Annotated in this window: 6 protein-coding genes; all 6 read right to left on the bottom strand. The window is 74.6% G+C overall.

Annotation, left to right across the window (positions count from 1 at the left end):
* Nucleotides 1-20: 20 nt before the first annotated feature.
* The 6 genes from ACN268_RS27190 to ACN268_RS27165 all read right to left on the bottom strand — a co-directional run bounded on the left by ACN268_RS27190 (nt 21) and on the right by ACN268_RS27165 (nt 23,828).
* Entirely contained in the window at nt 21-1,310 is a 1,290-nt protein-coding gene (locus tag ACN268_RS27190) for an MFS transporter (protein WP_421485756.1), read from the bottom strand.
* The gene (locus ACN268_RS27185) at nt 1,311-2,513 is read right to left on the bottom strand and encodes a cytochrome P450 (protein ID WP_421485754.1); all 1,203 of its coding nucleotides are present in this window, start codon (nt 2,511-2,513) and stop codon (nt 1,311-1,313) included.
* Nucleotides 2,494-6,003, bottom strand: a complete 3,510-nt coding sequence (locus tag ACN268_RS27180) for an amino acid adenylation domain-containing protein (protein ID WP_421485753.1) — start codon at nt 6,001-6,003, stop codon at nt 2,494-2,496. Before ACN268_RS27180 ends, ACN268_RS27185 begins: the two co-directional genes overlap by 20 nt.
* Nucleotides 6,000-7,772: a carbamoyltransferase gene (locus tag ACN268_RS27175; protein ID WP_421485752.1), complete on the bottom strand. Its 1,773-nt coding sequence runs from the start codon at nt 7,770-7,772 to the stop codon at nt 6,000-6,002. Before ACN268_RS27175 ends, ACN268_RS27180 begins: the two co-directional genes overlap by 4 nt.
* Before the next feature lie 73 nt (nt 7,773-7,845).
* Complete coding sequence (locus tag ACN268_RS27170; RefSeq protein WP_421485750.1) at nt 7,846-15,612, bottom strand: amino acid adenylation domain-containing protein; 7,767 nt, start codon at nt 15,610-15,612, stop codon at nt 7,846-7,848.
* Complete coding sequence (locus ACN268_RS27165; RefSeq protein WP_421485749.1) at nt 15,609-23,828, bottom strand: amino acid adenylation domain-containing protein; 8,220 nt, start codon at nt 23,826-23,828, stop codon at nt 15,609-15,611. Before ACN268_RS27165 ends, ACN268_RS27170 begins: the two co-directional genes overlap by 4 nt.
* Nucleotides 23,829-23,848 lie beyond the last annotated feature (20 nt).

The raw sequence follows: 23,848 nt of genomic DNA, 5'->3' as shown, positions 1-23,848 counted from the left end.
TCGGGCGGACACGGGACCTGTCACTCCCGGCGACCGGGCACCACGCCGCCGGGCACCGCGTCCCGGTCGGCTGCCGGTCCGCCGGCCGGTGCCGGGTCCCGGTCGGGTGCCGGGTCGGCGTCGGTGGCGACGGGTTCCGGGGCCGGCTTCGGGTGGGTCAGCAGGCGCAGCCCGGCCAGCAGGATCACCAGCGACAGGACGGCGAGCAGGAGCCGGTGGTCGACGACGACGATGAGGGCGGCGGCGACACCGATGGCCGCGGTCTGCGGGATCGTCACCAGCATCCCCGCCGTGGTGAAGGCCCGCCCCAGCAGCCGCGACGGGGTGTGCCGCTGCAACAGGGTGTTCCAGCCGATCGAGAACCAGGTGACCGCGAGCCCGATGCCCACCGCCCCGCCCAGCACCACCGCTGTCGCGCCGACGGCCAGGGCGGCGCAGCCCACCCCGAGGCCGATCAGGGCGCCGCCGATGGCCCTCGCCTCGCCGACGCGGCGCAGCAGCCACGCGCCGGTGAAGCCGGCGACGATGGAACCGATCCCCTGGACGCTGACGATCACCCCGAAGAACGCCGCCGGCCGGTGCAGCCCGTCCTCGACCACCACGAAGATGATCGGCTCCAGGAAGCCCACCGCCCCGAACGCGACGGCGCTGACCACGGTTACCTGGGACAACAGCGGAACCGACCGGATGTGACGCAGGCCGGCGAGCAGTTCGGTGCCGAACCGTTCCCCGCTGCGTTCCGGTGGCGACTCGACGACCCGCACCGTGGCCAAGGCGATGATGGCGGCGAGGAAGGTCAACGCGTCGATCAGCGCCAGCAGGTGACCGCCGAACGCGGCGTAGATGCCGGAACCGACGAGCGGCGCGAGAATCCGGGTGAACCCGAACAGGGTGCCGAACGCCGCGTTGGCCGAGCCCAGGTCACTGTCGGGCAGCAGGTCCTTGAGCAGGGCGTTGCGCCCCGCCATGAGCACCGTGGCGACGCAGCCGTGCACGATGGCGACGCCGTAGATGATCCAGGTGTGTTCGGCGGTCCGTACCAGCAGCAGCGCCAGCACCGCCAGCCCGGCGACCGCGTTGGTCGCCATCAGCAGCGGCTTGCGGCGTACCCGGTCGATCTGCCGTCCGGCCAGCGGGGCGAACAGCACCGGCAGGCCCATCGCCAGGAACACGGCACCGGCGGCCGAGTTGCTCCCGGTGAGGTCCTTGACCCAGATGCCGAGGGCCAGCAGCAGCGCGGTGTCCCCGAAGCCCGACAGGGCGTCGCCGACGTACAGCCGACGGAACCGGGCGTCCCTGAACGCGGTCACTCAACTCAGCGCCTCTCGGTGGTTGGTGGAACGGCCGACGGGTTCCAGCCGTACCTGCAGGTGGCGGTAGCCGTGGACCAGGTTGGAGCGCAGCGGCACCGGCTCGCCGACCACGGACACCGAGTCGACGAACTCGGCCAGCGCGAGCAGCAGCGCCCGCAGTTCCAGCCGGGCCAGCGCCGCCCCCAGGCAGTGGTGCGGGCCGTAGCCGAACCCGAGGTGGTTGGCCGGTCGGCCGGGACGGAACTCGTCGGCCGCCGCGAAGTGCCGGGGGTCGCGGTTGGCCGCCGGCAGCCAGGCCACCACCGCCTCGCCGCTGGCCACCCGCTGACCGGGCAGCTCGACGTCCTCGGTGGCGACCCGCAGCACGTGCATCGCGGGTGAGGTCCACCTGATGACCTCCTCGACGAGCGGCCCGACGAGGTCCGGGTCGGTGCGCAGCCGGTCCAGGGTGCCGGCGGCGGTGGCCAGCGCGTGGAAGCAGCCGGCGATCGCGTGCCGGGTCGTCTCGTTGCCGCCGACCAGGACGTTGTCGCAGTTGAGCAGGACCTCACGCAGGTCGAACCGGGGGTCACCGGCCAGCGCGCTGATCAGGTCGTCACCCGGGCTGCGCCGCCGCTCGGCCACCAGGTCGGCAAGGTAGAGGATCATCTCCGAGTGCGCCGCGTCCGGGGGCATCCGGTCGAAGGAACTGTCCGCGCCGCCGAAGGCGTGGCTGGTCAGCTCGATCAGCATGTCCCGGTCGGTCGCCGGCACGCCGAGCAGGCGGCAGACGACGCTCGCCGGGATCACCGGCCCGAGGGAGGCGGCGACGTCGAGGCCGCCCGCCGACACGGCGTCCGCGACGAGCTGGCGGACCTCCTGCCGGACGGTGTCCTCCAGCGACTCGGCCATCGCCCTGGACAGGAACGGCATGATGACGCTGCGCAGCCGGGTGTGCCGGGGGCCGTCGGCGACCACCAGCATCCCGCCGCCCGCCTTGTCGGGGTGGTCGCGGTCGAAGCCGATCATCATGCCGTACTCGGAGGTGAACGCGGCCTTCGGCGCCAGCACCGCGCGGCACCCGGCCAGCGAGAAGACCGACCAGAAGCCGCCCGGTGAGGTGCCGGCGTCGCTCCACAGCACGGCGTCGTCGGCGGCGTACCGACGCCACCTGGCGAACCGGCCGGGGTCGAGGTACAGGTCAGGGTCGCCCAGGTCCATCGCCGTTCCCCCTCTGCTCGGTCCGCACCAGGTCGGCGATCTCCCGGGCCAGGTCGGCGAAGGACGGCCGGCGGAACACGGTGACGATCCGCAGGTCGACACCGAACCGTCGGTGCACCGCGCCGACCAGGTGCAGGGCCTTGATCGAGGTGCCGCCGAGCGCGAAGAACTGGCTGTCCGCGCCGAATTCCGTCACCCCCAGCAGGTCCCGCCAGATGTCGGCGAGCCCGGTGGCGACCTGGTCGCCCGACGGGGAGGCGGCGTCGGGGACGGGCGGGTCAGCGGGGACAGGCGGGTCGGCGGGGACAGGCGGGTCGGCGGGGACGGGCGGGTCGGCGGGGACGGGCGGGTCGGCCGGGACGGGCGGGTCGGCGGGGACGGGCGGGTCCGGGTCCGGGTCGCGGCCGAGCGCCGCCAGCAGCGCCGCCCGGTCCACCTTGCCGTTGGGGGTCACCGGCAGGGCGGGCAGCCGGTGGCACCGCGCCGGCACCATGTAGGCGGGCAGGTTGGCCCGCAGGAACTCCCGCACCTCGGACGGCTCGGCCGGGCCCGTCGACACGGCGACCAGTTCGACCGGTTCCGCGTCGGTGACCGCCACCACCGCGTGGTCACCCACCTGCGGGCAGTCGCCGAGGACCCGTTCCACCTCGCCCAGCTCCACCCGGAAGCCACTGATCTTGACCTGGTCGTCGCGGCGGCCCAGGAACACCACGTCCCCGTCGGGCCGCAGCCGCACCAGGTCGCCGGTGCGGTAGAGCCGCTGGCCGGGCACGTCGGCGAACGGGTCCGCGACGAACGCCGCGCAGGTGCGCCCGGGATCGCCCACGTAACCGTCGGCCAGCCCCTGCCCACCGACGTACAGCTCACCGGTGCCGCCCGGGGCGACCGGGGTCAGCCGGTCGTCGAGCACCCGCAGGTAGCCGCCGTCGATCGGGCCGCCGATCGGGATGACGCCCCCGTCCAGGTCGGCGGGGACGACCTCGTGCGCGGCCGAGAAGGTGGTGTTCTCCGTCGGCCCGTACGCGTTGACCAGGTGCTGCGGCGCACCGGCGGCCAGCATCCGGCGGATCTGCGCCAGCGCGTACTGGTCGCCGCCGATCAGCAGCACCCGGAGCCGGGCGAAGGCGTCGGGCACGTGCGTGACGATCGCGTTGAGCAGGGCGTTCGTGGTGAACATGACGCTCACCCCCGTCCCGGCGAGGAACCGCCCCAGCCGGTACGGCGACAGGGTGACCTCGCGGGGCACCACCACCAGCGTCGCGCCCGCGCACAGCGCGCCCCAGATCTCCAGGGTGGCCGCATCGAAGGCGGTGTTCGACAGGTGCGCGACGACGTCGTCCGGCCCCAGCCGCAGGAAGTTGGAGTGCGGAACCAGCCGCAGGATCGCCTCGTGCGGCACCACCACCCCCTTCGGCGCCCCGGTGGACCCGGAGGTGTACATGACGTACGCCGGGTGCCGGACCGTCACCGCGACGTGCGACGACCCGACCGGTCCGCTGACCCCGACGGCCCCGCCCGGTGCCCCGGGAGTCCCGGGCAGCTCGATCGTCGGCACCCCGGGCGGCACGTGCTCCTCGCGGCCCCGCTCGCACAGCGCCAGCCGCACCCCGCTGTCCCGCCCGATCGCCCGGCTGCGGGCCGGTGGCTGGGCCACGTCGACGGGCACGTACGCCGCCCCGGCGCGCAGCACGGCCAGGAACGCGGTCACCGCGTCCGCGCCCCGTGCGGCGGCGACGGCCACCCGGTCCCCCGGTCGTACGCCCGCCGCGACGAGCCGTCCCGCGAGCCCGGCGGCGGCGGTGTCCAGCGCGCCGTAGCTGAGCTCCCGGTCGCCGTGCCGCACCGCGACCGCCTCCGGGCGGGCCCGCGCCCGCAGCGCCACCACCTCGTGCACCGGCAGCTCGGCGGGCTGACGGACGTACCCGTGGGTGACGGCCGCCGACGGTCCCGACACCACCGGGGTGTCCGGGGCGGCGCTGAGCCGGGCGAGGTCGGCCAGCAGGGTGGCGTGCAGTTCCCGCGCCCGCTCCGGGGTGAACAGGTCGGCGGCGACCTCCAGGGCGGACGTCGCCGACGTCGTCCCGGTGGTGACGGTCCACAGCAGCTCGAACTTGGCGGTGCCGGTGGACAGCACCTCCCGTACGGCCGGTGCGCCGGCCGGCGCCCAACGCCAGTCGCGGTCGTCGACGTGCGAGATGCCGACCTGGGTCAGCGGGTTCCCGTCCGGCCCGGCGGCGTCGGTCAGCTCCGCCACCAGCTCCTGCAACGGCGTCCACTGGTACGCAACCGCCGCACTGACCCGTCCCCGGACCTGGGTGACGAGGTCCCGGAAGGTGGTGGCGGCGTCGATCCGGACCCGGACCGGCAGGACGTTGACGAACATGCCGACGGTGTCCTCGTCGTCCACCGTCCGCCCGCCGAACGGCGCGCCGACCACCACGTCGGACGCGTGGGTCGTGCCCCCGGGCGCGGCGACCCGGCTGAGGAACGCCGTGTAGGCGGCGAGCAGCACCATGAACTCCGATGCCGCGCAGTCCCGCGCCAGCCCGGTCAGCCGGGTGACGAGCGCCGGGTCGAGCGGCGCGGTCACCACCGCACCCGCCGGGCCCACCACCTCGGGTCGGGGCCGGTCCGCCGGCAGCGCCAGCCGACCGCCCAGCCCGGCGAGCTGATCCCGCCAGTGGGCCAGTGACTCCGCCGCGTCGGGCCGGTTGGCCAGGCCCCGGCGGCGTACCGGTGGCAGCTCCCGGGCGAGGCCGACCCGGGCGCCGTACGCCTGCTGGAGCTGGCTGTCGAGCAGGTCCAGCGAGTGCTGGTCGGCGATCAGGTGGTGCAGGGTGAACAGCAGCACCGCGCGGTCGCCGGGCTCGGTGACCAGGCAGGCGCGGGCCAGCGGCGGCACGTCGGTGGGGACCGGGCGGCGGGCCTGCGCGTCGAGGTGCCGCCGGGACTCGGCGGCGGCCCGTTCCGGTTCCTCCCCGGACAGGTCGACGACCGTCCACGGCAGCGTGGCGGCCGTCCGGACCAGTTTCCGCCCGTCCGCCGGGAAGCAGGTCCGCAACGCGTCGTGCCGGTCCACCAGTTCCTGCAGCGCGGCACGCAGCGCCTCGGCGTCGACCGCACCGGCGAACTCGTACCGCACCGGGACGCAGTACAGCGGCGAGTCCGGGTGCAGCCGGTCCAGGAACAGCAGCCGCTCCTCGGTCGGCGAGATCGGCACCCGGTGGGCCGGCGGCGCGAGCCGGGCCAGGTGCGCCACCAGGTCGACCGGCCGTCGGTAGCGGAACAGCAGGTCCATCTCGACCGGTACGCCGGTCCGCCGGCGCAGTTCGAGCGCCACCTCCACGGCCTGCAGGGACTGCCCGCCGAGGTCGAAGAAGTCGGCGTCCGGGGCGATCTCCGCCCGCCGGAGCACCTGACCGAAGGCGGCCCGGACGATCTCCTCGTACGGCGGGGTGTCGACCGCCGCCGGCTCGTGGTCGACGCTCACGCGGGCCCCCCGGCGGTGCGGCGGACCAGGTGGCCGTCGAGGACGAGGGCGTCCAGGGTGGACCGGGCGAAGGTGGCGACCGCCTCGGCCGGGGTCCGGACGATGGGCTGACCCCGCAGGTTGAACGACGTGTTGACCAGCACCGGCAGCCCGGTCCGCCGGCCCATCTCGCGCAGCAGCCCCCAGAACAGCGGCGCGTCCTCGCGGTGCACCACCTGCACCCGGGCCGACCCGTCGACGTGCGTGACGGCGGGCAACCGGTCCCGGTAGGGCTCCCGGACGCCGGTGACCATCAGCATGTGCCGGAACGCCGCCTCCGTTCCCGGCGGGATGTCGAAGTACCTGGCGGCGTCCTCCACGGGCACCGCCGGGGCGAACGGGCGGAACTCCTCACGCTGCTTGACCACCGTGTTGAGGTGTTCGCGCATGGTGGGTGAGCGCGGGTCGGCGAGGATGCTGCGGTTGCCCAGGGCACGCGGGCCGAACTCCATCCGGCCCTGGCACACCGCCACGGTGGCCCCGCCCTCGATCAACGTGACCGTCTCGCGGACCAGGTCCGCCTCGGCGTACCGGTGGATCGCGAAACCCGGACCGAGGTCCCGCAGCGCCGCCGCGACGTCGTCGGCGGTGCACCCGTCCCCCCAGTACGGCATCCGCATCCCGGTCGGCGTCGCCGGCCGCGCCTCGCGCAGCGCGGCCAGGGCCGCCCCGAGCGCGGTGCCGTCGTCCCCGGAGGCCGGCTGGACGAACACCTCGTCGAAGAGCCCGCTGCGCAGGATCACCCCGTTCGCCGAGCAGTTCAGCGCGACCCCGCCGGCCAGGCAGAGCCGGCGCAGCCCGGTGCGGCGGCGGTACTCGGTCAGCACGTGCAGCAGGGTGCGTTCCAGCGCGTCCTGCAGGGCGGCGGCCACGTCCATGTGGTGCTGCCCCAGTTCCGCGTCGGGCTCGCGGGCCGGGCCGAGCTTCTCCTCCAGCCGGCGCAGCACCCCCTGGTGCGTCTCGCGTTCCAGCGGGGACTTGTTGGCCGACAGCAGCGGTACGGCGTACCCGCCGTCGGGGTCGAGCCGGACGAACTCGTCGAGGGTGGCCCGGTAGCGCTGCCGGTCGCCGTACGGGGCCAGGCCCATCACCTTGTACTCGTCCATCCCGGGCTGGAAGCCGAGATAGTGGGTGAAGACGCTGTAGAGGATGCCCAGCGAACTCATGATCGGATAGCTGCCCTGCGGGTCGAGCACCGCGCCCCGCCCCGCGAACACCGTCAGCGACTCCTGCTCGCCCATGCCGTCGGCCACCACCACCAGCGCCTCGTCGAACCCGCTGAGGTAGTAGCTGCTGGCGGCGTGGGCCACGTGGTGCCCGACGTGCACGAACCGGGGTTCGCCGACGGTCGGCGGGTAGTGGGCGGCGAAGACCTCCCGCTGCACGCGCTGCGCGTACACCTCCTCGTACCAGCGGGTGGAGAGGTGGTCGAGCTGCCAGACCGGGGACGGCTCGTAGCGGAAGCCGTGCGCGACGACCGCGACGTCGTGCATCGTCGCCCCGGCCGCCCGCAGGCAGGCGTCGATCGCGTCCCGGGGAAAGCGGCCGGTGCCCTTGTCGCCGTCGTAGCGTTCCTGGGCGGCGGCGGCGATCACCCCGGTCTCGTCGACCAGCGCCGCCGCGGAGTCCAGGCCCTGGACGATCCGTTGTTCCCGCCGCCACCCGTCGCCGAGTATCGCGCGCTTGAGCGCCGTGCCGCGGTCGAGGCCGCTGAATCCCAGCGTCAGCATTGTCGTCAACCTTCGTTCGCAGGGGTGGGGGTCGGCCGACGGACGGCCGCTGGTCGGTGGGAGGGCGGCCGGGTCAGTCGGCGGCCGGCACCGGTTCGGGCAGGCGCGCGGCCAGCCGGGCGGGGGTGGGGTGCGCCATCAGCTCCACGACCTCCAGGTCGACGCCGAGCGCCGCCTCGACGCCGTGCACCAGCCGCATCGCGGTCAACGAGTCCCCGCCCAGGTCGAAGAAGTCGTCGTCGACCCCCGCCGGCACCCCCAGCACCTCGCTGAACAGCTCGCACAGCCGGGCCGGCAGCCCGTCGAGCGGCGCGGCGGCGACCGGGTCGGCCGTGGGCACCGGCGGCGCGGGCAGGGCCGCCCGGTCGAGCTTGCCGGTCGGCCCGAGCGGCAACGCGTCGAGCGCGACGAACGCCGCCGGCACCTGGTGCGCCGGCAGGTTCGCGGCCAGCTCGTCGCGCAACCGGACCGGATCGAACGGGGTGGTCGGCGTGGGCACCACGTACCCGACGATCCGGCGGATGCCCGGCACGTCCTCGCGGACCGCCGTCGCCGCCGCCAGCACCCCGGCGCAGCGGGCCAGCGCCGCGTCGATCTCACCCAGTTCGACGCGGAAGCCCCGCACCTTGACCTGCTGGTCGTCGCGCCCGTGGAAGACCACCTGGCCGGCCGGGTCCCAGGCCGCCCGGTCCCCGGTGCGGTACATCCGCTCCCCCGGCCCGCCGAACGGGTCGGCCAGGAACCGCTCGGCGGTCAGCCCGGGGCGGTCCAGGTAGCCCCGGGCCAGACCGACGCCGGTCAGGTAGAGGTCGCCCACCACCCCCGGGGGCACCTGTCGCAGGAAGCCGTCCAGCACGTGCACCCGGGTGTTCCAGATGGGCCGCCCGATCGGCACGTACGCCGCCCGCCCGCCCGCCGGCACCGGCCAGTGGGTGACGTCCACGGACGCCTCGGTGGGCCCGTACAGGTTGTGCAGGTCCGCGCCGCAGGTGGCGTGGAACCGGTGGGCGAGTTCCGGGTCCAGTGCCTCGCCGCTGCAGATCACCAGGCGCAGGCCGACACAGTGCGCGGCGACCGGCTCGGCCAGGAAGGCGGCCAGCACCGACGGTACGAAGTGGGCGGTGGTGACCCGCTGCCTGTCGATCAGCCGGGCCAGCCGGGTCGGGTCCCGCTGGTCGTCCGCGTCGGCGACGACGACCGCCGCGCCGGTGGACAGCGGCCAGAACATCTCCCACACCGACACGTCGAAGCTGAGGCTCGTCTTGTGCAGGACCCGGTCGGCGGCGGTCAGCCGGTACCGGTCCTGCATCCAGGCCAGCCGGTTGACGATGCCGGCGTGCGGCACGACGACGCCCTTGGGCCGGCCGGTCGAGCCGGAGGTGTAGATGACGTAGGCGGGATGGCCGACGCGCAGCGGCGTGGACCGGTCCCGGTCGGTGGGGGCGGTCGCCGGCTGCCGGGCGAGCAGTTCCCCCACGGCCGGGGCGTCGACGTCGAGGCAGCGGTCGGCGGGGCAGCCCGCGGCGACCCACTGCCCGACGGTCCCCCCGGTCGTCAGCACGCAGTCGGCCCCGCTGTCGCTGACCATCAGGGCCCGCCGCGCCGCCGGGTAATCCGGGTCCACCGGCAGGTACGCGGCACCCGTCTTGACCGTGGCGAGGATCGCCACCAGGCTGGCCGTGGAGCGGGGCAGCGCGACGGCCACCACCCGTTCCGGGCCGACGCCGCGGCCGATCAGCAGGTGGGCCAGCCGGTTGGCGGCGGCGTCCAGGTCGGCGTAGCTCAGCTCCCCGTCGCCGTCGTGGACGGCGACCGCGTCCGGGGTGCGTCGCACCTGCGCCTCGAACCGGCCGACCAGGGTGTCCGGGTCGGTCCGGGCCGGCGGGACGGTCGTGTCGTTGGCCTCGGCGAGCAGCCGCCGGTCCGCCCCGGTGAGCGGGGACAGCCGGGCCACCGGGACGCCCGGGTCGGCGACGACCGCCGCCAGCAGCGCCCGCAACCGTTCCAGCACCGCGTCGGCGGTCGCCGGGGAGACCAGGTCCGGCTGGTGGCTGAGGCGGATCCGCATCCGGGCCCCGGGGAGCACCACCACGGCGAGCGGGTAGTGGGTGGCGTCGCGGCCCTGCACGTCGGTGATCCGGGCCTCGCCCAGGGCCGGGGTGCCGTCCAGCGCGACCGGGTAGTTCTCGAAGACGTACAGGGTGTCGAAGAGGGTGCCGGGGGTGCCGGCGAGCCGCTGCACCGCGCCCAGCCCCAGGTACTGGTGCGGCACCAGCGCGGACTGCTCACCGTGCAGCCGGGTCAGCAGGTCGCCGAACGCCTCCCCGGGGCCGGTCCGTACCCGTACCGGCAGCGTGTTGAGGAACAGCCCCACCATCGTCGCGACGCCGGGCAGCTCCGGCGGGCGGCCCGCCACCGGCATCCCGAACACCACGTCGGTGCGCCCGGTCAGGTAACCGAGCAGCACCCCCCAGGCGGCCTGGAGCACGGTGTTCACCGTGACGCCCCGCTCCCGGGCCAGGGCGGTCAGTGCCGCCGTCAGCCCCTCGTCCAGCTCGACGTCGAGGTCGCGGGGCAGCGCCGTCGGGTGGGCGGCACCCGGCCCGGCCAGCAGGGTCGGTTCGGCCAGCCCGGCCAGCGCCGTGCGCCACGCCGCCTCGGCGGCCGGCCGGTCCTGCCGGGCCACCCAGTCCAGATAGCTGCGGAACGGCACCGGCGGCGGCGGGGCGGCGGCCCCCCGGTGGTGCTCGTAGAGCGCGATCAGGTCGCGGACGACGAGCGACAGCGACCAGCCGTCGAGCAGGATGTGGTGGTGGGTGAAGTCGAGGCGGTACCGCTCGGCACCCAGGCGGACCAGGCTGAACCGCAGCAGCGGCGGCCGGGCCGGGTCGAAGCGTCGACGCCGTTCGGTGACGGCGATGCGGGCGGCCTCGGCCTGCGCCTGCGGAGCGGGCAGCGCCGACAGGTCGACCTCCTGCCAGGGCAGCTCGACGCCGTCGCCGATCACCTGCACCGGGGGGCCGGTGAGCCGCTGCCGGAACGCCGCACCCAGGTGCGGGTGCCGGGTCAGCAGGTCCCGGGCGGCCCGGTGCAGGGCCGCCGGGTCCAGCCGGCCGGTCAGCTCCAGGGTCAGCTGGGCGGTGTAGACGTCCGCGCCGGTCCCGGCGTACGTGGCGTGGTAGAGGATGCCCTCCTGCAACGGGGCCAGCGGCAGCAGGTCGGTCAGCCGGGGATGCTCGGCCGAGATCGTGTCCAGCTCCCCCTGACCGATCGTGACCAGCGGAAAGTCGGAGGGGATCCGGCCCACCGCCGGGGTCGCGGTGCTGTCCGCCAGCACCTGCAGCGCGCGCAGCCACCCGTCGGCCAGCTCGCGGACCCGGGCCTCGGGCACGGCGTCACCGGCCCAGGTCCAGGTGGCCCGCAGCTGCGGACCGTCGGCGAGGTCCACGGTGACGGCGTTCAGCGACACCGCGTGCGGCAGCGGCATGTCCGCGTCGACGTCACCGCCGAGGGCGTCCTGCGGTACGGGGGTCCAGTCCGCCTCGGACGTGCCGCCACCGAGCCGGCCCAGGTAGTTGAAGCCGAGCTGCGGGCGGCCCAGTCCGGCGAGTTCGGGGCCGGTGGCCAGGTTCAGGTAGCGCAGCAGCCCGTACCCGATGCCGTGGTCGGGCACCGCGCGGAGCTGCTCCTTGACCCGCCGCACGACGGTGCCGACGGCGGGCCCGGCGGCCCACACCTGCGCCCAGTCCACCGCCCCCGGGTCCAGCCGCACCGGGTACAGGCTGGTGAACCAGCCGACGGTACGGGCGACGTCGACGTGGTCGGCCAGCGGTTCGCGGCCGTGGCTCTCGACGTCGACCAGCAGCCCGCCCGGCCGACCCGACGCGACCGCGACGGTCAGCGCGGCCAGCAGCACCTCGTCCACCCCGGCGTGCAGCGCGTCCGGGACCCGGCGCAGCAGCGCCGCCGACAGCTCCACCGGGACGGTCTGCGCCAGCGAACGGGCGGTCCGGGCGGTGTCCCGGGCCGGGTCCAGGGCACGGGTGCCGACCGGCGGCGGGGGCTCGGCGAGCATCCCGCGCCACAGGTCCAGTTCGGCGCTGCGCGCCGGTCGGGTCGCCTCCTCGCCCAGCAGCGTCGACCACCGCCGGTACGAGGTGGTGACCGGGGCCAGCTCGGGCCGTCCACCGGCGGACACGGCCGCCCACGCGGCGGCCAGGTCGGGCAGCAGGATCCGCCAGGACGTCGCGTCGACGGCGAGGTGGTGGGCGGCCAGCAGCAGCCGGCCCCGGTGCCCGGGGCCGGCGTCGAACCAGACGGCCTGGAGCATCATCCGCGCACCCGGCGCGAGCCGGGCCTGGGCCGCCGCCGCGTGGTCGGCGACGATCCGGCGGCGGTCCGGCTCCGGCGTGTCCGGATCGACGGGCACCCGGGTCAGCACCGACGCGGCCGGTACGCTGCCTGCCGGCGTCACGTCCAGCCGCCACGGGCCGTCGGGGCAGGACGGCCGGTCCAGCCGCATCCGCAGCGTGTCGTGCCGGTCGAGCACCGCCTGCAGGGCGGCCCGGAGATCCGGTTCGGTGAGGTCGGCGGGGACCGGGACCACCATGGACTGGTAGTAGCCGTCGACCGGTCCGCCGGCCGCCCGCAGCCACTCCATGATCGGCGTCGGCTCGAACTCGCCCACCCCGTCGTCGGCGCGGCTGACGGCGGCGTCCCGGCCGTGGTCGGCGGCCAGGTCGGCGACGGCGGCGAGCCGGGCGACGGTCGGGTGCGCGACGACGTCCCGGGGCCGGATGGCCAGCCCCTCGCTCTGCGCCCGGCTGACCAGCTGGATCGACGAGATGCTGTCGCCGCCGAGGCCGAAGAAGCTGTCCGTGACGCCGACCGTCGGCACCCCCAGCACCTCGGCGAACAGGTCGCACAGCAGCTTCTCGGTGGCGGTGCCCGGCTGGTCGGCGACGGTCGTCGGCTCCTGGTCGGGTGCGGGCAGGGCCGCCCGGTCGACCTTGCCGTTGCGGTTCAGCGGCAGGGCCGCCAGAGGCACCAGGACGTTCGGCACCATGTACTCGGGCAGCTGGCCGGCGACGAAGGCGCGGACGGTGGCCGGGTCGGGGGCGGGGCCGTCCGGCGGGCCCACCAGGTAGCCGACGAGCTGCCGGCCCCCCGCGCCCACCTCCCGGACGACCACCGCCGCCTGGGCGACCGTGTCGTGCCGGGTCAGCACCGCCTCCACCTCGCCCGGTTCGATCCGGTGCCCGCGCACCTTCACCTGGTCGTCCACCCGGCCGACGAACTCCAGCTCGCCGTCGGGACGCCAGCGCACCAGGTCACCGGTGCGGTACATCCGCTCCCCCGGCCCCGCGTACGGGTCGGCCAGGAACCGGGTCGCGGTCAGCCCCGGCCGACGCAGGTAGCCCCGGGCCAGGGCCCGGCCGGAGACGTACAGTTCACCGGCCACCCCGGCGGGGACCAGCCGCAGGGCGTCGTCGAGGACGTACACCTGGCAGTTGCGGACCGGGCGGCCGATGGGCACGGCGGCCCCGGACCCGGCCCGGTCGGCGCGCAGGTCGGCGCTCATGGTGGCGCAGACCGTCGTCTCCGTCGGGCCGTACGCGTTGACCATGCGACGGCCCTCCGCCCAGCGGGTCACCAGTTCGGCGGGGCACGCCTCGCCGGCCAGCACCAGGGAACGCAGGGTGGGCAGGGGCTGCGCGGCCAGCGGGGTGAGCACCGCCGGGGGCAGCGTCGCGTGGGTGATCCCGTGGGCCCGGACGAAGTCGGCGAGCAGGTCGCCGACGAGCAGCCGTTCGGTAGGTACGACGAGGGCCGCACCCGAGGTCAACGCCATGCACAGTTCCCAGAAGGAGGCGTCGAAGCTGGGTGAGGCGAACTGGAGGACGCGGGCCCGACCGTCCACGCCGAGCCGGTCGGCCTGGGTGGCGGAGAGGCTGCTGACGCCCTGGTGGGTGACGACGACGCCCTTCGGCCGTCCGGTGGACCCGGAGGTGAAGATCACGTACGCCGGGTGAGTCGGCAGCAGCGGGGTGCGGCGGTCCCGGTCGGTGGGGTCGCGGTCCGGGTGGCCGGACAGCTCGGCGAGCAGCGCCGGGTCGTCGAGGTCGATCCGGGGCAGGTCGGCGGCCTCGGCGGCGGCGTGGGCCGTCGGCGCGGCGTCCGCCCCGGCGAACACCACGCCGGCCGGCGCGGCGTCGGCGAGCATCTGCGCGACGCGCGGACCCGGGTAGTCCGGGTCGACCGGCAGGTACCCGGCGCCCGCCTTGGTCACCGCGAGGATCGCGGTGACCAGGTCCACCCCGCGCGGCAGCACCAGCGCGACGAGCTGCTCCGGGCCGATCCCCCGGGCGATCAGGGCGTGGGCGAGCCGGTTCGCCCGCGCGTTCAACCCCCCGTACGTCAGCCGGTCCGCCCCGCAGCGCACGGCGACCGCGTCGGGCGTGCGGGCCGCCCACGCCTCGACCAGGGCCGGCAGGGTCGCCACCGGCACCGGGTCGGGGTTGCGGCCCTGGGTCGACAGCCGGAGCCGCTCGGGCACGTCGAGCAGGTCGAGCCGACCGGTACGCATCCCGAGCAGGGTGGGCAGGTCGGTCAGCAGCCGGGTGAACCGGCGCAGCAGCCCCCGGGCGAACCCCACCGGGAACAGGTCGGGCCGGTACGACAGCCGCATCCGCAGCCGGGTGCCGGCCGCCGCGTTCAGGCTCAGCGGGTAGTGGGCGGCGTCGGCGGCGCCCGCCTCCACCCGCAGCGGCCCGCAGCGCAGCTCACCGGACTCGGGGAAGTTCTCGAACGCGACGCAGGTGTCGAACAGCTCGCCGGTCCCGGCCACCTTCTGGATGTCGGCCAGGCCCAGGTGGTGGTGCTCGATGAGCTGCGCCTGCTCGTGCTGGAGGCGGGTCAGCAGCGCCGACAGGGGTTCGTCGCGGCGCAGCCGGACCCGTACCGGCACCACGTTCATCAGCAGCCCGACCATGTTCTCGGACCCGGGCAGCTCGGGTGGCCGGCCGGAGACCGCCGCGCCGAACGTCACGTCGTCGCGCCCGGTGAGCTGGCCGATCAGCAGCGCCCACGCGCCCTGCACGAGGGTGTTGACGGTGAGGTCGTGCCGCCTGGCGAACGCCACCAGGTCCGCCGTGGCCGCCGGGTCGAGTTCGGCAGGCAGGTCGCCGGGCCAGACCGGGACGCGGGTCGGGTCGGCCGGGGCGACGAGGGTGGGCCCGGACAGGTCCGCCAGCGCCGTCCGCCAGGCCGCCTCCGCGCCCGGCCGGTCCCGCCCGGCCAGCCAGCCCAGGAAGTCCCGGTACGACGGGGCCGGTGGCAGCACGTCGCCCTGCTCGTAGAGGGAGCACAGGTCCCGGATGAGCAGGGCGGTGGACCAGCCGTCGAGCAGGATGTGGTGGTAGGTGACGACCAGCCGGTGCCGGTGGCCGTCGACCCGGATCAGCCGGAACCCGATCAGCGGGGCCCGCCGCAGGTCGAACCGCCGTCCCTGGTCGGCCTCGGTGTGCCGGGCGAGGGCGACGTCCGGGTCCTCCTCCGGTGCGACGGTGACCTCCGTCCAGGACAGCTCCGGCCGGCGGACGACCACCTGCACGGGTGGGCCGGAGCGGCGTTCCCGGAAACTCGCCCGCAGGTTGGGGTAGCGGCGCAGCAGCGCCTCCGCCGCCGCCCGCAACGCGGCGACGTCCAGCGGACCGTGCAGGTCCAGGATCAGCTGCGCGGTCTGCACCTCCGGCCCGCTGCTCTGGTGCCAGGAGTGGAACATCATCCCGGCCTGCAGGGGTGCCAGCGGCAGAATGTCCTCGATGCTCGACGTGGTCATGACACCGCTCCCTGTTCCGCCGCCAGTTCCTGCTCAAGGTCGTCGATCTCGTCCTGACTCAGCGTGACCAGCGTCAGGTCCGACGGTGTGGGACCGCCGGCGGTCGGTGCCGTCGCGCCGGCCACCACCGCCGCCAGGGCGGCGTGCCAGTCGTCCGCGAGGTCGGCCACGTCGGCCTCGGCCAGCAGTTCCGCCGGCCACGACCAGGTGGTCCGCAGGTGTGGGCCGGTCGGGCCGTCGACGGTGACGGCGGCGACCTCCAGCACGTGCGGCACGGGGTGCCGGGGATCGGCCCCGCCCCGCAGCACCGCGCCCTCCTCGGCCGGCCCCCAGTCGTCAGGTGCGGCGGCGGGGAACCGGCCCAGGTAGTTGAAGGCCACCTGGGGGGCCGGCATCCCGGCCAGCACCGGGCCGGTCCGCGGGTCGAGATAGCGCAGCACGCCGTACCCGCCGGCGGGTGGCAGGGCGCGGAGCTGCTCCTTGATCCGTTTCACCGCGGCGCTGACCGCCTGACCACCGGAGCGGACCTGCGCGGCGTCCACCGGACCGGGGTCGAGCCGGACGGGGTGGATACGGGTGAACCAGCCGACGGTGCGGGACAGGTCGGCGTCCGGCACCAGGCCGTCGCGGCCGTGCCCCTCCAGGTTGACCAGCACCCCGTCGGTGCCGCCCCGGCCCCGCCGGGCCAGCCACGGCGGCAGCGCCAGGGCCAGCGCGGTCAGCAGGATCTCGTCCACCCCGGTGCGGTACGCGGCCGGGGCGGTGGTGAGCACGGCCGCGGTGCAGTCCGTCGAGGCGCTGCGGGACAGGCTGCGCAGCCGGGCGAAGACGTCGACCCGGGGGTCGAGGGGGCGCTCGCCGAGCGGCGTCGCCGGCCGGTCCAGCAGCCGCGCCCAGCCGGCCAGTTCGTCCTCACGGACCGGTCCGTCGGTGAGCGCCGCGACCTGCCGCGCCCAGCCGCGCAGGGACGTGCCCACCGGCTCCAACGTCGGCGGTCTCCCGTCGCCGAGCGCGGCGCAGGCGGCCCGGAGGTCGCCGAGCAGGATGCGCCACGACACCCCGTCGACGGCGAAGTGGTGGACGACCAGCAGCAGCCGGTTGCCGGTCTGCGGGCCGGCCGGGAACCAGACGGCCTGCACGAGCACCCCGTCGGCGGGACGCAACCGGTCCCGGGCGGCCTGTGCCTGGTCGGCGAGGGCCGTCGCGCGTCCGGCCGGGGTGGCGTCGGTCAGGTCGACGGTGTGCAGGCAGTCCCCGGCGCGTACCGCCCCGGCGGGCGGGATCTCCAGCTCCCACGGCCCGTCCCCGGTGCGGGCCCGCATCCGCAGCGCGGGATGGTGGTCGAGCAGCGCCTGCAACGCCTCCCGCACCTGGTCGACGGTCGTCGCGGCGGGCACCCGGACCAGCATCGACTGGCTGAACGCGTCAAGTGGGCCGCCCAGCTCCTCCCGGGCCCAGGCCAGGATCGGCGTCACCGGCACCGCGCCGGTCGCGTCGTCCGGGCGTTCGACGGTCCGGTCGTCCACGGTGGTCGCCACGGCGGCCAGGGCGCGCACGGTGCGCTGCTGGTAGACGTCCTTCGGTTTGAGGTGCAGGCCGGCGCGGCGGGCCCGGCTGACCAGCTGGATGGACATGATGCTGTCGCCGCCGAGGCCGAAGAAGCTGCCGTCGATGCCCACCTCGGGCACCCCGAGCAGTTCGGCGAAGAGGTCACAGAGGAGGCGTTCGGCCGGGGTCCGGGCGGCCGGGCCGGTGACCGCGCCGTCGAGGTCGGGTTCGGGCAGCGCCGCCCGGTCGACCTTCCCGGTGGGCGTCAGCGGCAGCGCGTCGAGCACCATGAGCCGGGCCGGCAGCAGGTACTCGGGAAGCTGGTGCCGCAGCCACTCGCGTACCTCGGTGGCGGTGAGGGGGGCGGTGCCGGCCGGCGTGACGTAGCCGACCAGGGTGACCCGTCCGGGCCCGTCGGTACGGGCGGTCACCACGGCCGCGCCGACCGCCGGGTGCCGGGCGAGGGTGCCCTCGATCTCGCCGGGCTCGACCCGGAAGCCCCGGATGTTGACCATGTTGTCGACCCGGCCGGCGTACTCCAGGTCGCCGTCGGGGCGCAGCCGCACCCGGTCACCGGTGCGGTACAGCCGCCCACCGGGCCGGCTGCCGTACGGGTCGGCGACGAACCGCTCGGCGGTCAGCGCCGGCCGGCCGGCGTACCCCTGGGCCAGCCGCGCCCCGCCGACGTACAGTTCGCCGACCGCGCCGATCGGGACGGGGACCAGCATCGGGTCGAGGACGTGGGCGGTCAGCCCGGCCACCTCGCGGCCGATCCGGCTCAGACCGTCCCCGACGTCGTCCGGCCCGAGGGTACGGGCGGTGACGTGCACGGTGGTCTCGGTGATCCCGTACATGTTGACCAGCCGGGGCCGGTCCCAGCCGTGCCGCGCGGCCCAGCGGCGCACCGACGCGTGTTCCAACGCCTCGCCGCCGAAGACCACCCAGCGCAGCGCGTGCGGCTGGTCCGACCGGGAGTCGACCTCCTCGAACTGGGCGAAGGACGAGGGGGTCTGGTTGAGCACGGTCACCCCGGCCCCGGTCACCAGCCGGTGGAAGTCCTCCGGGTTGCGGGAGACCCAGTAGGGCACCACGACCAGCCGGCCGCCGGTGCTCAACGCACCCCAGATCTCCCAGACGGAGAAGTCGAACGACATGCTGTGGAACATCGACCAGACGTCGTCGGGGCCGGCGTGCAGGAAGTCCCGCCCCCAGTGCAGCAGCCGGGTGACCGCGGAGTGCGGGACGGTGACGCCCTTGGGTCGGCCGGTCGAGCCCGACGTGTAGATCACGTACGCCGCACTGTCCCCCGTCACCACCGACGACGCCGGCACCTCCACCGGCACGGCCTGCTCCCCCACCGCCGAACCCTCGGCATCCACCTCCACCACCCGCCACGGGCCCGACGGCAACCGCCCCGCCACACCCGAACCCCCCAACACCACCGACACACCCGAATCCACCAACATCAACGACAACCGCTCCACCGGATAATCAACATCCAACGGCACATACGCCGCACCAACCTTCAACACCCCCAAACACCACACCACCGCATCCACCGACCGCCCCACACACACCCCCACCAACCCACCACCACCCACACCCAACCCCCGCAACAACCCCGCCACCCGATCCGACAACACCCCCAACTCCCCATACGTCAACACCACCTCCCCACACACCACCGCCACCGCACCCGGCGACACACCCACCCACCGCCCCACCAACTCATGCACCAACTCACCGGCACCCGCAGCCGCCGGGTCGGTCCACGCCGCAGGGTCCACCGGGGACGGGCTCGTGGCCGCCAGGTCCGCCGCCGACGCCTCCGGCGCGGCGCTCGGGTCCGGCGTGGTCGTCGCATCCGGCGCGGTCGTCGGGGCCGGCGCGGTCGTCAGGGCGGGCGCGGTCGTCAGGGCCGGTGCGAACGTCAGCGGTTCGCGCAGGTAGTGGCGGTCCGGAGCGGTCACCATGTCCCAGAGGGCGGCCACGAACCAGTCGCGCAGCAGCCGCACCTGCTCGGCCCGGACCGCGTCGGTGTGGAAGTCCATCGCCAGCAGCACCCGGTCGGAGACCGGGTCCCGGACGACCCCGATGTTGAGCGGGAAGTTCGTCGGCTCGGCGCGTACGGTGGAGAAGCTGCCGATCTTGCCGTCGAGGATCTCGGTGCCCCGGTCGGACAGCATCTCGGCCATCACGTGGAAGTGGTTGTAGACGAAGTTGACGTTGACCGGCTGGTCCATGCCGAGCCGGCGTTGCATCTCGGCCATCGGGAAGCGGCGGTGCGGCAGCATGTCCCGTTCGGCCGCGAACACCTCGGCGATCAGGTCGGTCCACCGGCCGTCCGGCAGCACCAGCCGGAACGGCAGCGTGTTGAGGAACAGCCCGCGGACGTCGTCGCCGCCGCGCTCCTCGGGGCGGCCGTTGGCGGTCACCCCGACCAGGACGTCCGTCGCGCCGGTGGCGTAGCCGACGGTACGCAGGCAGGCGGCCACGAAGAGGGTCTTCAGCGACGCGCCGCACCGGGTGGCCAGCTCCCGCAGCGCCGTGCAGAGTTCCGGGCTGAGCACCGTCTCGACCGAGCCGTACCGTTGGCGGGCGTCGGTGGCGTACCACCACTCGCCCGTGAAGCGGGTCTCGGCGGGCAGCTCCGGCACCGGCCCGTCGGGCCAGCGCAGCAGCCGGGTGTCCGGCGGGTCGGCCAGCCGCTCGCGCCAGAACTGCTCGGTCTCCGCCGACGTCAGCGCGGCGCGTTCCAGCTCGACGAAGTCGCGGTACTGCGCGCTCAACGGCGGTTCGGTCGGCTCCACGCCGGCACGTAGGCCCTGGTAGACCCGCATGATCTCGCTGAGGGTGGAGTGCAGGCTCCAGCCGTCGAATACGGCGTGGTGCTCGGTCAGCGTCCACTGGAACACCTCGTTCGAGCGGCGGTGCACGTGCATCCGCAGCAACGGTGGGCGGTCGTGGTCGAACGGGGTGACCCGCTGGTGTTCCAGGTAGGACCTGACGATCTCGTCCTGCGCCGCCTCGTCCAGGTCACGCAGGTCGTCGACGCCGACCGGCAGGACCGCCTCGGCGTGCACCAGTTGCAGTGGCTCGCTGTGGTCGGTCAACGACAGCGCCGTGCGCAGGATCGGATGCCGGCGTACCACGTGGGCGACCGCCCGGGTGAAGGCGTCCGCCTCGAACGGTGCCCGCACCTTCATGCTGTCGACGTTGTGGTACGGCAGCCGCTCCAGGTCGCGGGTCATCTCGTAGACCATGCCCACCTGCAACGCGGTCATCGGGTACGCGTCGACGAGACCGTCCGGCAGGTGCGCCCGGTCGGCGGCGGCGACCAGCTCGAACGGGCGACGTACCGGGGCGTCGGGCAGGTCGACGACCGTGCAGACGGTGGCGAGTTCGGCGACCGTCGGCCGGTGGAACAGCTCCTGCAACGCGAAGGAGATGCCGCTGGCGCGGGCCGCGCCGAGCACCCGGATGCTGCGGATCGAGTCCCCGCCCAGGTGGAAGAAGTTGTCGTGCCGGCCCACCTGGACCGGGCCGAGCGCCTCGACCCAGATCTCGGCGAGCCGCCGCTCCACCGGTCCCTGCGGCGCCACGTAGTCACCGCTGCCGGCGGGGCGTGCCTCGTCCGGGTCGGGCAGCCGCCGGTGGTCGGTCTTGCCGCTCGGCGTCAGCGGGATCGCCGCCAACTCCACGAACCGCCCCGGCACCATGTAGTCAGGCAGCCGGTCCGCCAGCCACCGCCGCAGGTCGGCGACCGGCACCGCCGACCCGGCCTCCCCCGACACGTACGCGATGAGCTGCGGTGCCCCGGCGTCGTCGGGGCGGATGGTGACCGCCACGGCGGTGACGCCGGGGAACTGGTGGGCGGTCGCCTCGATCTCGGTCAGCTCCACCCGGAAGCCGCGGATCTTGACCTGGCTGTCGGCGCGGCCCGCGTACTCCAGGGTCCCGTCCGGACGCCACCGGGCCAGGTCGCCGCTGCGGTAGAGGCGGGCACCCGGCTCGGCGCCCACCGGGTCCGCCACGAAACGTCCCGCGGTCAGGCCGGGTTGGCCGAGGTAGCCCCGGGCCACCCCCGGACCGCCGACGTACATCTCCCCGGTGACGCCGACCGGGCAGGGGCGCAGGTACCGGTCCAGGACGTGGATCGCCATGTCGGCCAGGGGGCGGCCGATCTGGGTGAGGGCCCGGTCCAGGTCGTCCGGCACGATCTCGCGGAAGGTGTCGTGCACGGTGGTCTCGGTGATCCCGTACATGTTGACCAGCCGGGGGCGGTCCGCGGCGTGCCGCTGTGTCCACCGGCGTACCGAGCCGCGTTCCAGCGCCTCACCGGCGAAGATGACGTAGCGCAGCCGCAGCGGGTCGCGCAGGCGGGCGTCGACGGCCTCGAACTGGACGAACGCCGACGGCGTCTGGCTGAACACGGTCACCTGCGCGTCCCGGACCAGCGCGTACAGGTCGTCGGGGCTGCGGGAGACCCAGTAGGGCACCACGACCAGCCGGCCGCCGGTGCTCAACGCGCCCCAGATCTCCCAGACGCTGACGTCGAACGACATGCTGTGGAACATCGACCAGACGTCGTCCGGGCCGAACCGGAAGTCCCGGGCCGCCGAGGCGAACAGCCGGGCGGCGTTGCGGTGGGTCACCGTGACGCCCTTGGGTCGGCCGGTCGAGCCCGACGTGTAGATCACGTACGCCGCACTGTCCCCCGTCACCACGGGGTCCGGCACCTCCCCGGCCACCGGCGATCCGGCCGCCTGCGCGGCGTCCGGCTCCGGGCCGTCCGGATCGATCTCCACCACCCGCCACGGGCCCGACGGCAACCGCCCCGCCACACCCGAACCCCCCAACACCACCGACACACCCGAATCCACCAACATCAACGACAACCGCTCCACCGGATAATCAACATCCAACGGCACATACGCCGCACCAACCTTCAACACCCCCAAACACCACACCACCGCATCCACCGACCGCCCCACACACACCCCCACCAACCCACCACCACCCACACCCAACCCCCGCAACAACCCCGCCACCCGATCCGACAACACCCCCAACTCCCCATACGTCAACACCACCTCCCCACACACCACCGCCACCGCACCCGGCGACACACCCACCCACCGACCCACCAACTCATGCACCAACTCACCGTCGGGAAGGTCCACCGGGGACGGTGTGGTCCAGGACCGCACCAGCGCCCGCTCGGTGTCGTCCACCGCCGCGAGCTGCCCGATCGCCAGGTCGGGCCGGTCGAGGGCGCTGCCCAGCAGACTCGACCAGTGCCGGAAGAAGTACTCGACCGTGGCGCGCAGGAACAGGTCCGTGCAGTACTCGATCTCGACGTCGTACCGGCCGGCGACGTCGTAGACGGTGAACGTGAGGTCCAGCTTCGCGGTGTCCGTCGACACGAACTCGCGGCTCAGGAACGACCCGCCGACCGCACCCGGCCCGTTCTCGTGGAACGCGAACAGCACCTGCACGAGCGGGCCGTGGCTCGGCACCCGCTGCGGCACCAGCTGGTTGACCAGGTGGTCGAACGGCACGTCCAGGTGTTCCAGGGCGGCCAGCACCGACTCCTGGGTACGCGCCACGACGGTTCCGAACGTCGGTTCGCCGCTCAGGTCGGTACGGGACACCATCGTGCCGGCGAACAATCCGACCACGTCCAGGAACCGGCTGTCCCCCCGGCCGGCGACCGGCGAACCGACGACCACGTCGGTCTGGCCGGTCTGCCGGTGCAGGAAGACCGTGAAGGCCGCCAGCAGCACCACGTACGGCGTCACCCCGTGCCGGCCGGCCAGGTCCCGCACCCGGTCGCGGAGCTGCGGCGGCACCGTGAACCGCAGGGTCTCGCCGCGGTAGCTGAAGTCCCGGGGCCGGTTCCGGTCGCGCCCGAGTTCGAGCAGCTCCGGCGCGCCCCGCAACTGCGCCACGCGGCTGTCGAGTTCCCGCTGCGCCTGCGGCCCGGCCAACCACCGTTGCTGCCGGAGGCAGTGCTCGACGTAGGCCGGCACGGCCGACCCGGCGGCGTCCCCCGACCCACCGGTGGCACCGGCCCCGACGGCGTCGCCCGAGCCGACGGCGTCGCTCTGTCCGGCGGCGTCGCTCTGTCCGGCAGCGTCGCTCTGTCCGGCAGCGTCGGCGGGGCCGGCAGCGTCGGCGGCGGCGCACAGGCCGGCGGCGAGTTCGCGTTCGACGATCTCCAGGGAGAGGCCGTCGACGGCGATGTGGTGGAAGGTCAGGTGGAGCAGCCGCACCTGGCCGTCGACCGTGAAGACGGCCGCCCGGACCAGGGGCCCGACGCGCAGGTCGAACGGGGCGCGGGACACCTCCCGGACCACCTCGGCGCTGCGCGCGTCGCGCTCGGCGGCGGGGTGGTCGGTGAGGTCGTGGACCGTCAGGGGAACCTCGCGGGTGGACACCAGCCGCTGCACGGGCTCACCGTCGACCTCGTCGAAGGCCAGGAACAACGCGTCGTGCCGGGCCAGCAGGCGGCCGACGGTGGCGACGACCGCCGACAGCGGCACGTCGACCCGCAACCGCCACGAGACCGGGACGTGGTACGCGGCACTCGCCGGCGTCAGCCGGTCGAGGAACCACAGCCGCTGCTGCTCGCTGCTCAACGGCCAGCGCCGATTGTCCTCAGCCATACGAAACTCTCCTGACAGAA

Origin of the sequence: Micromonospora sp. WMMD735 (assembly GCF_049178995.1) — a bacterium.
GTDB lineage: Bacteria > Actinomycetota > Actinomycetes > Mycobacteriales > Micromonosporaceae > Micromonospora > Micromonospora wenchangensis.
The sequence above is the reverse complement of the archived record's forward strand: the minus strand, read 5'-3'. Positions and strand labels throughout refer to the sequence as shown.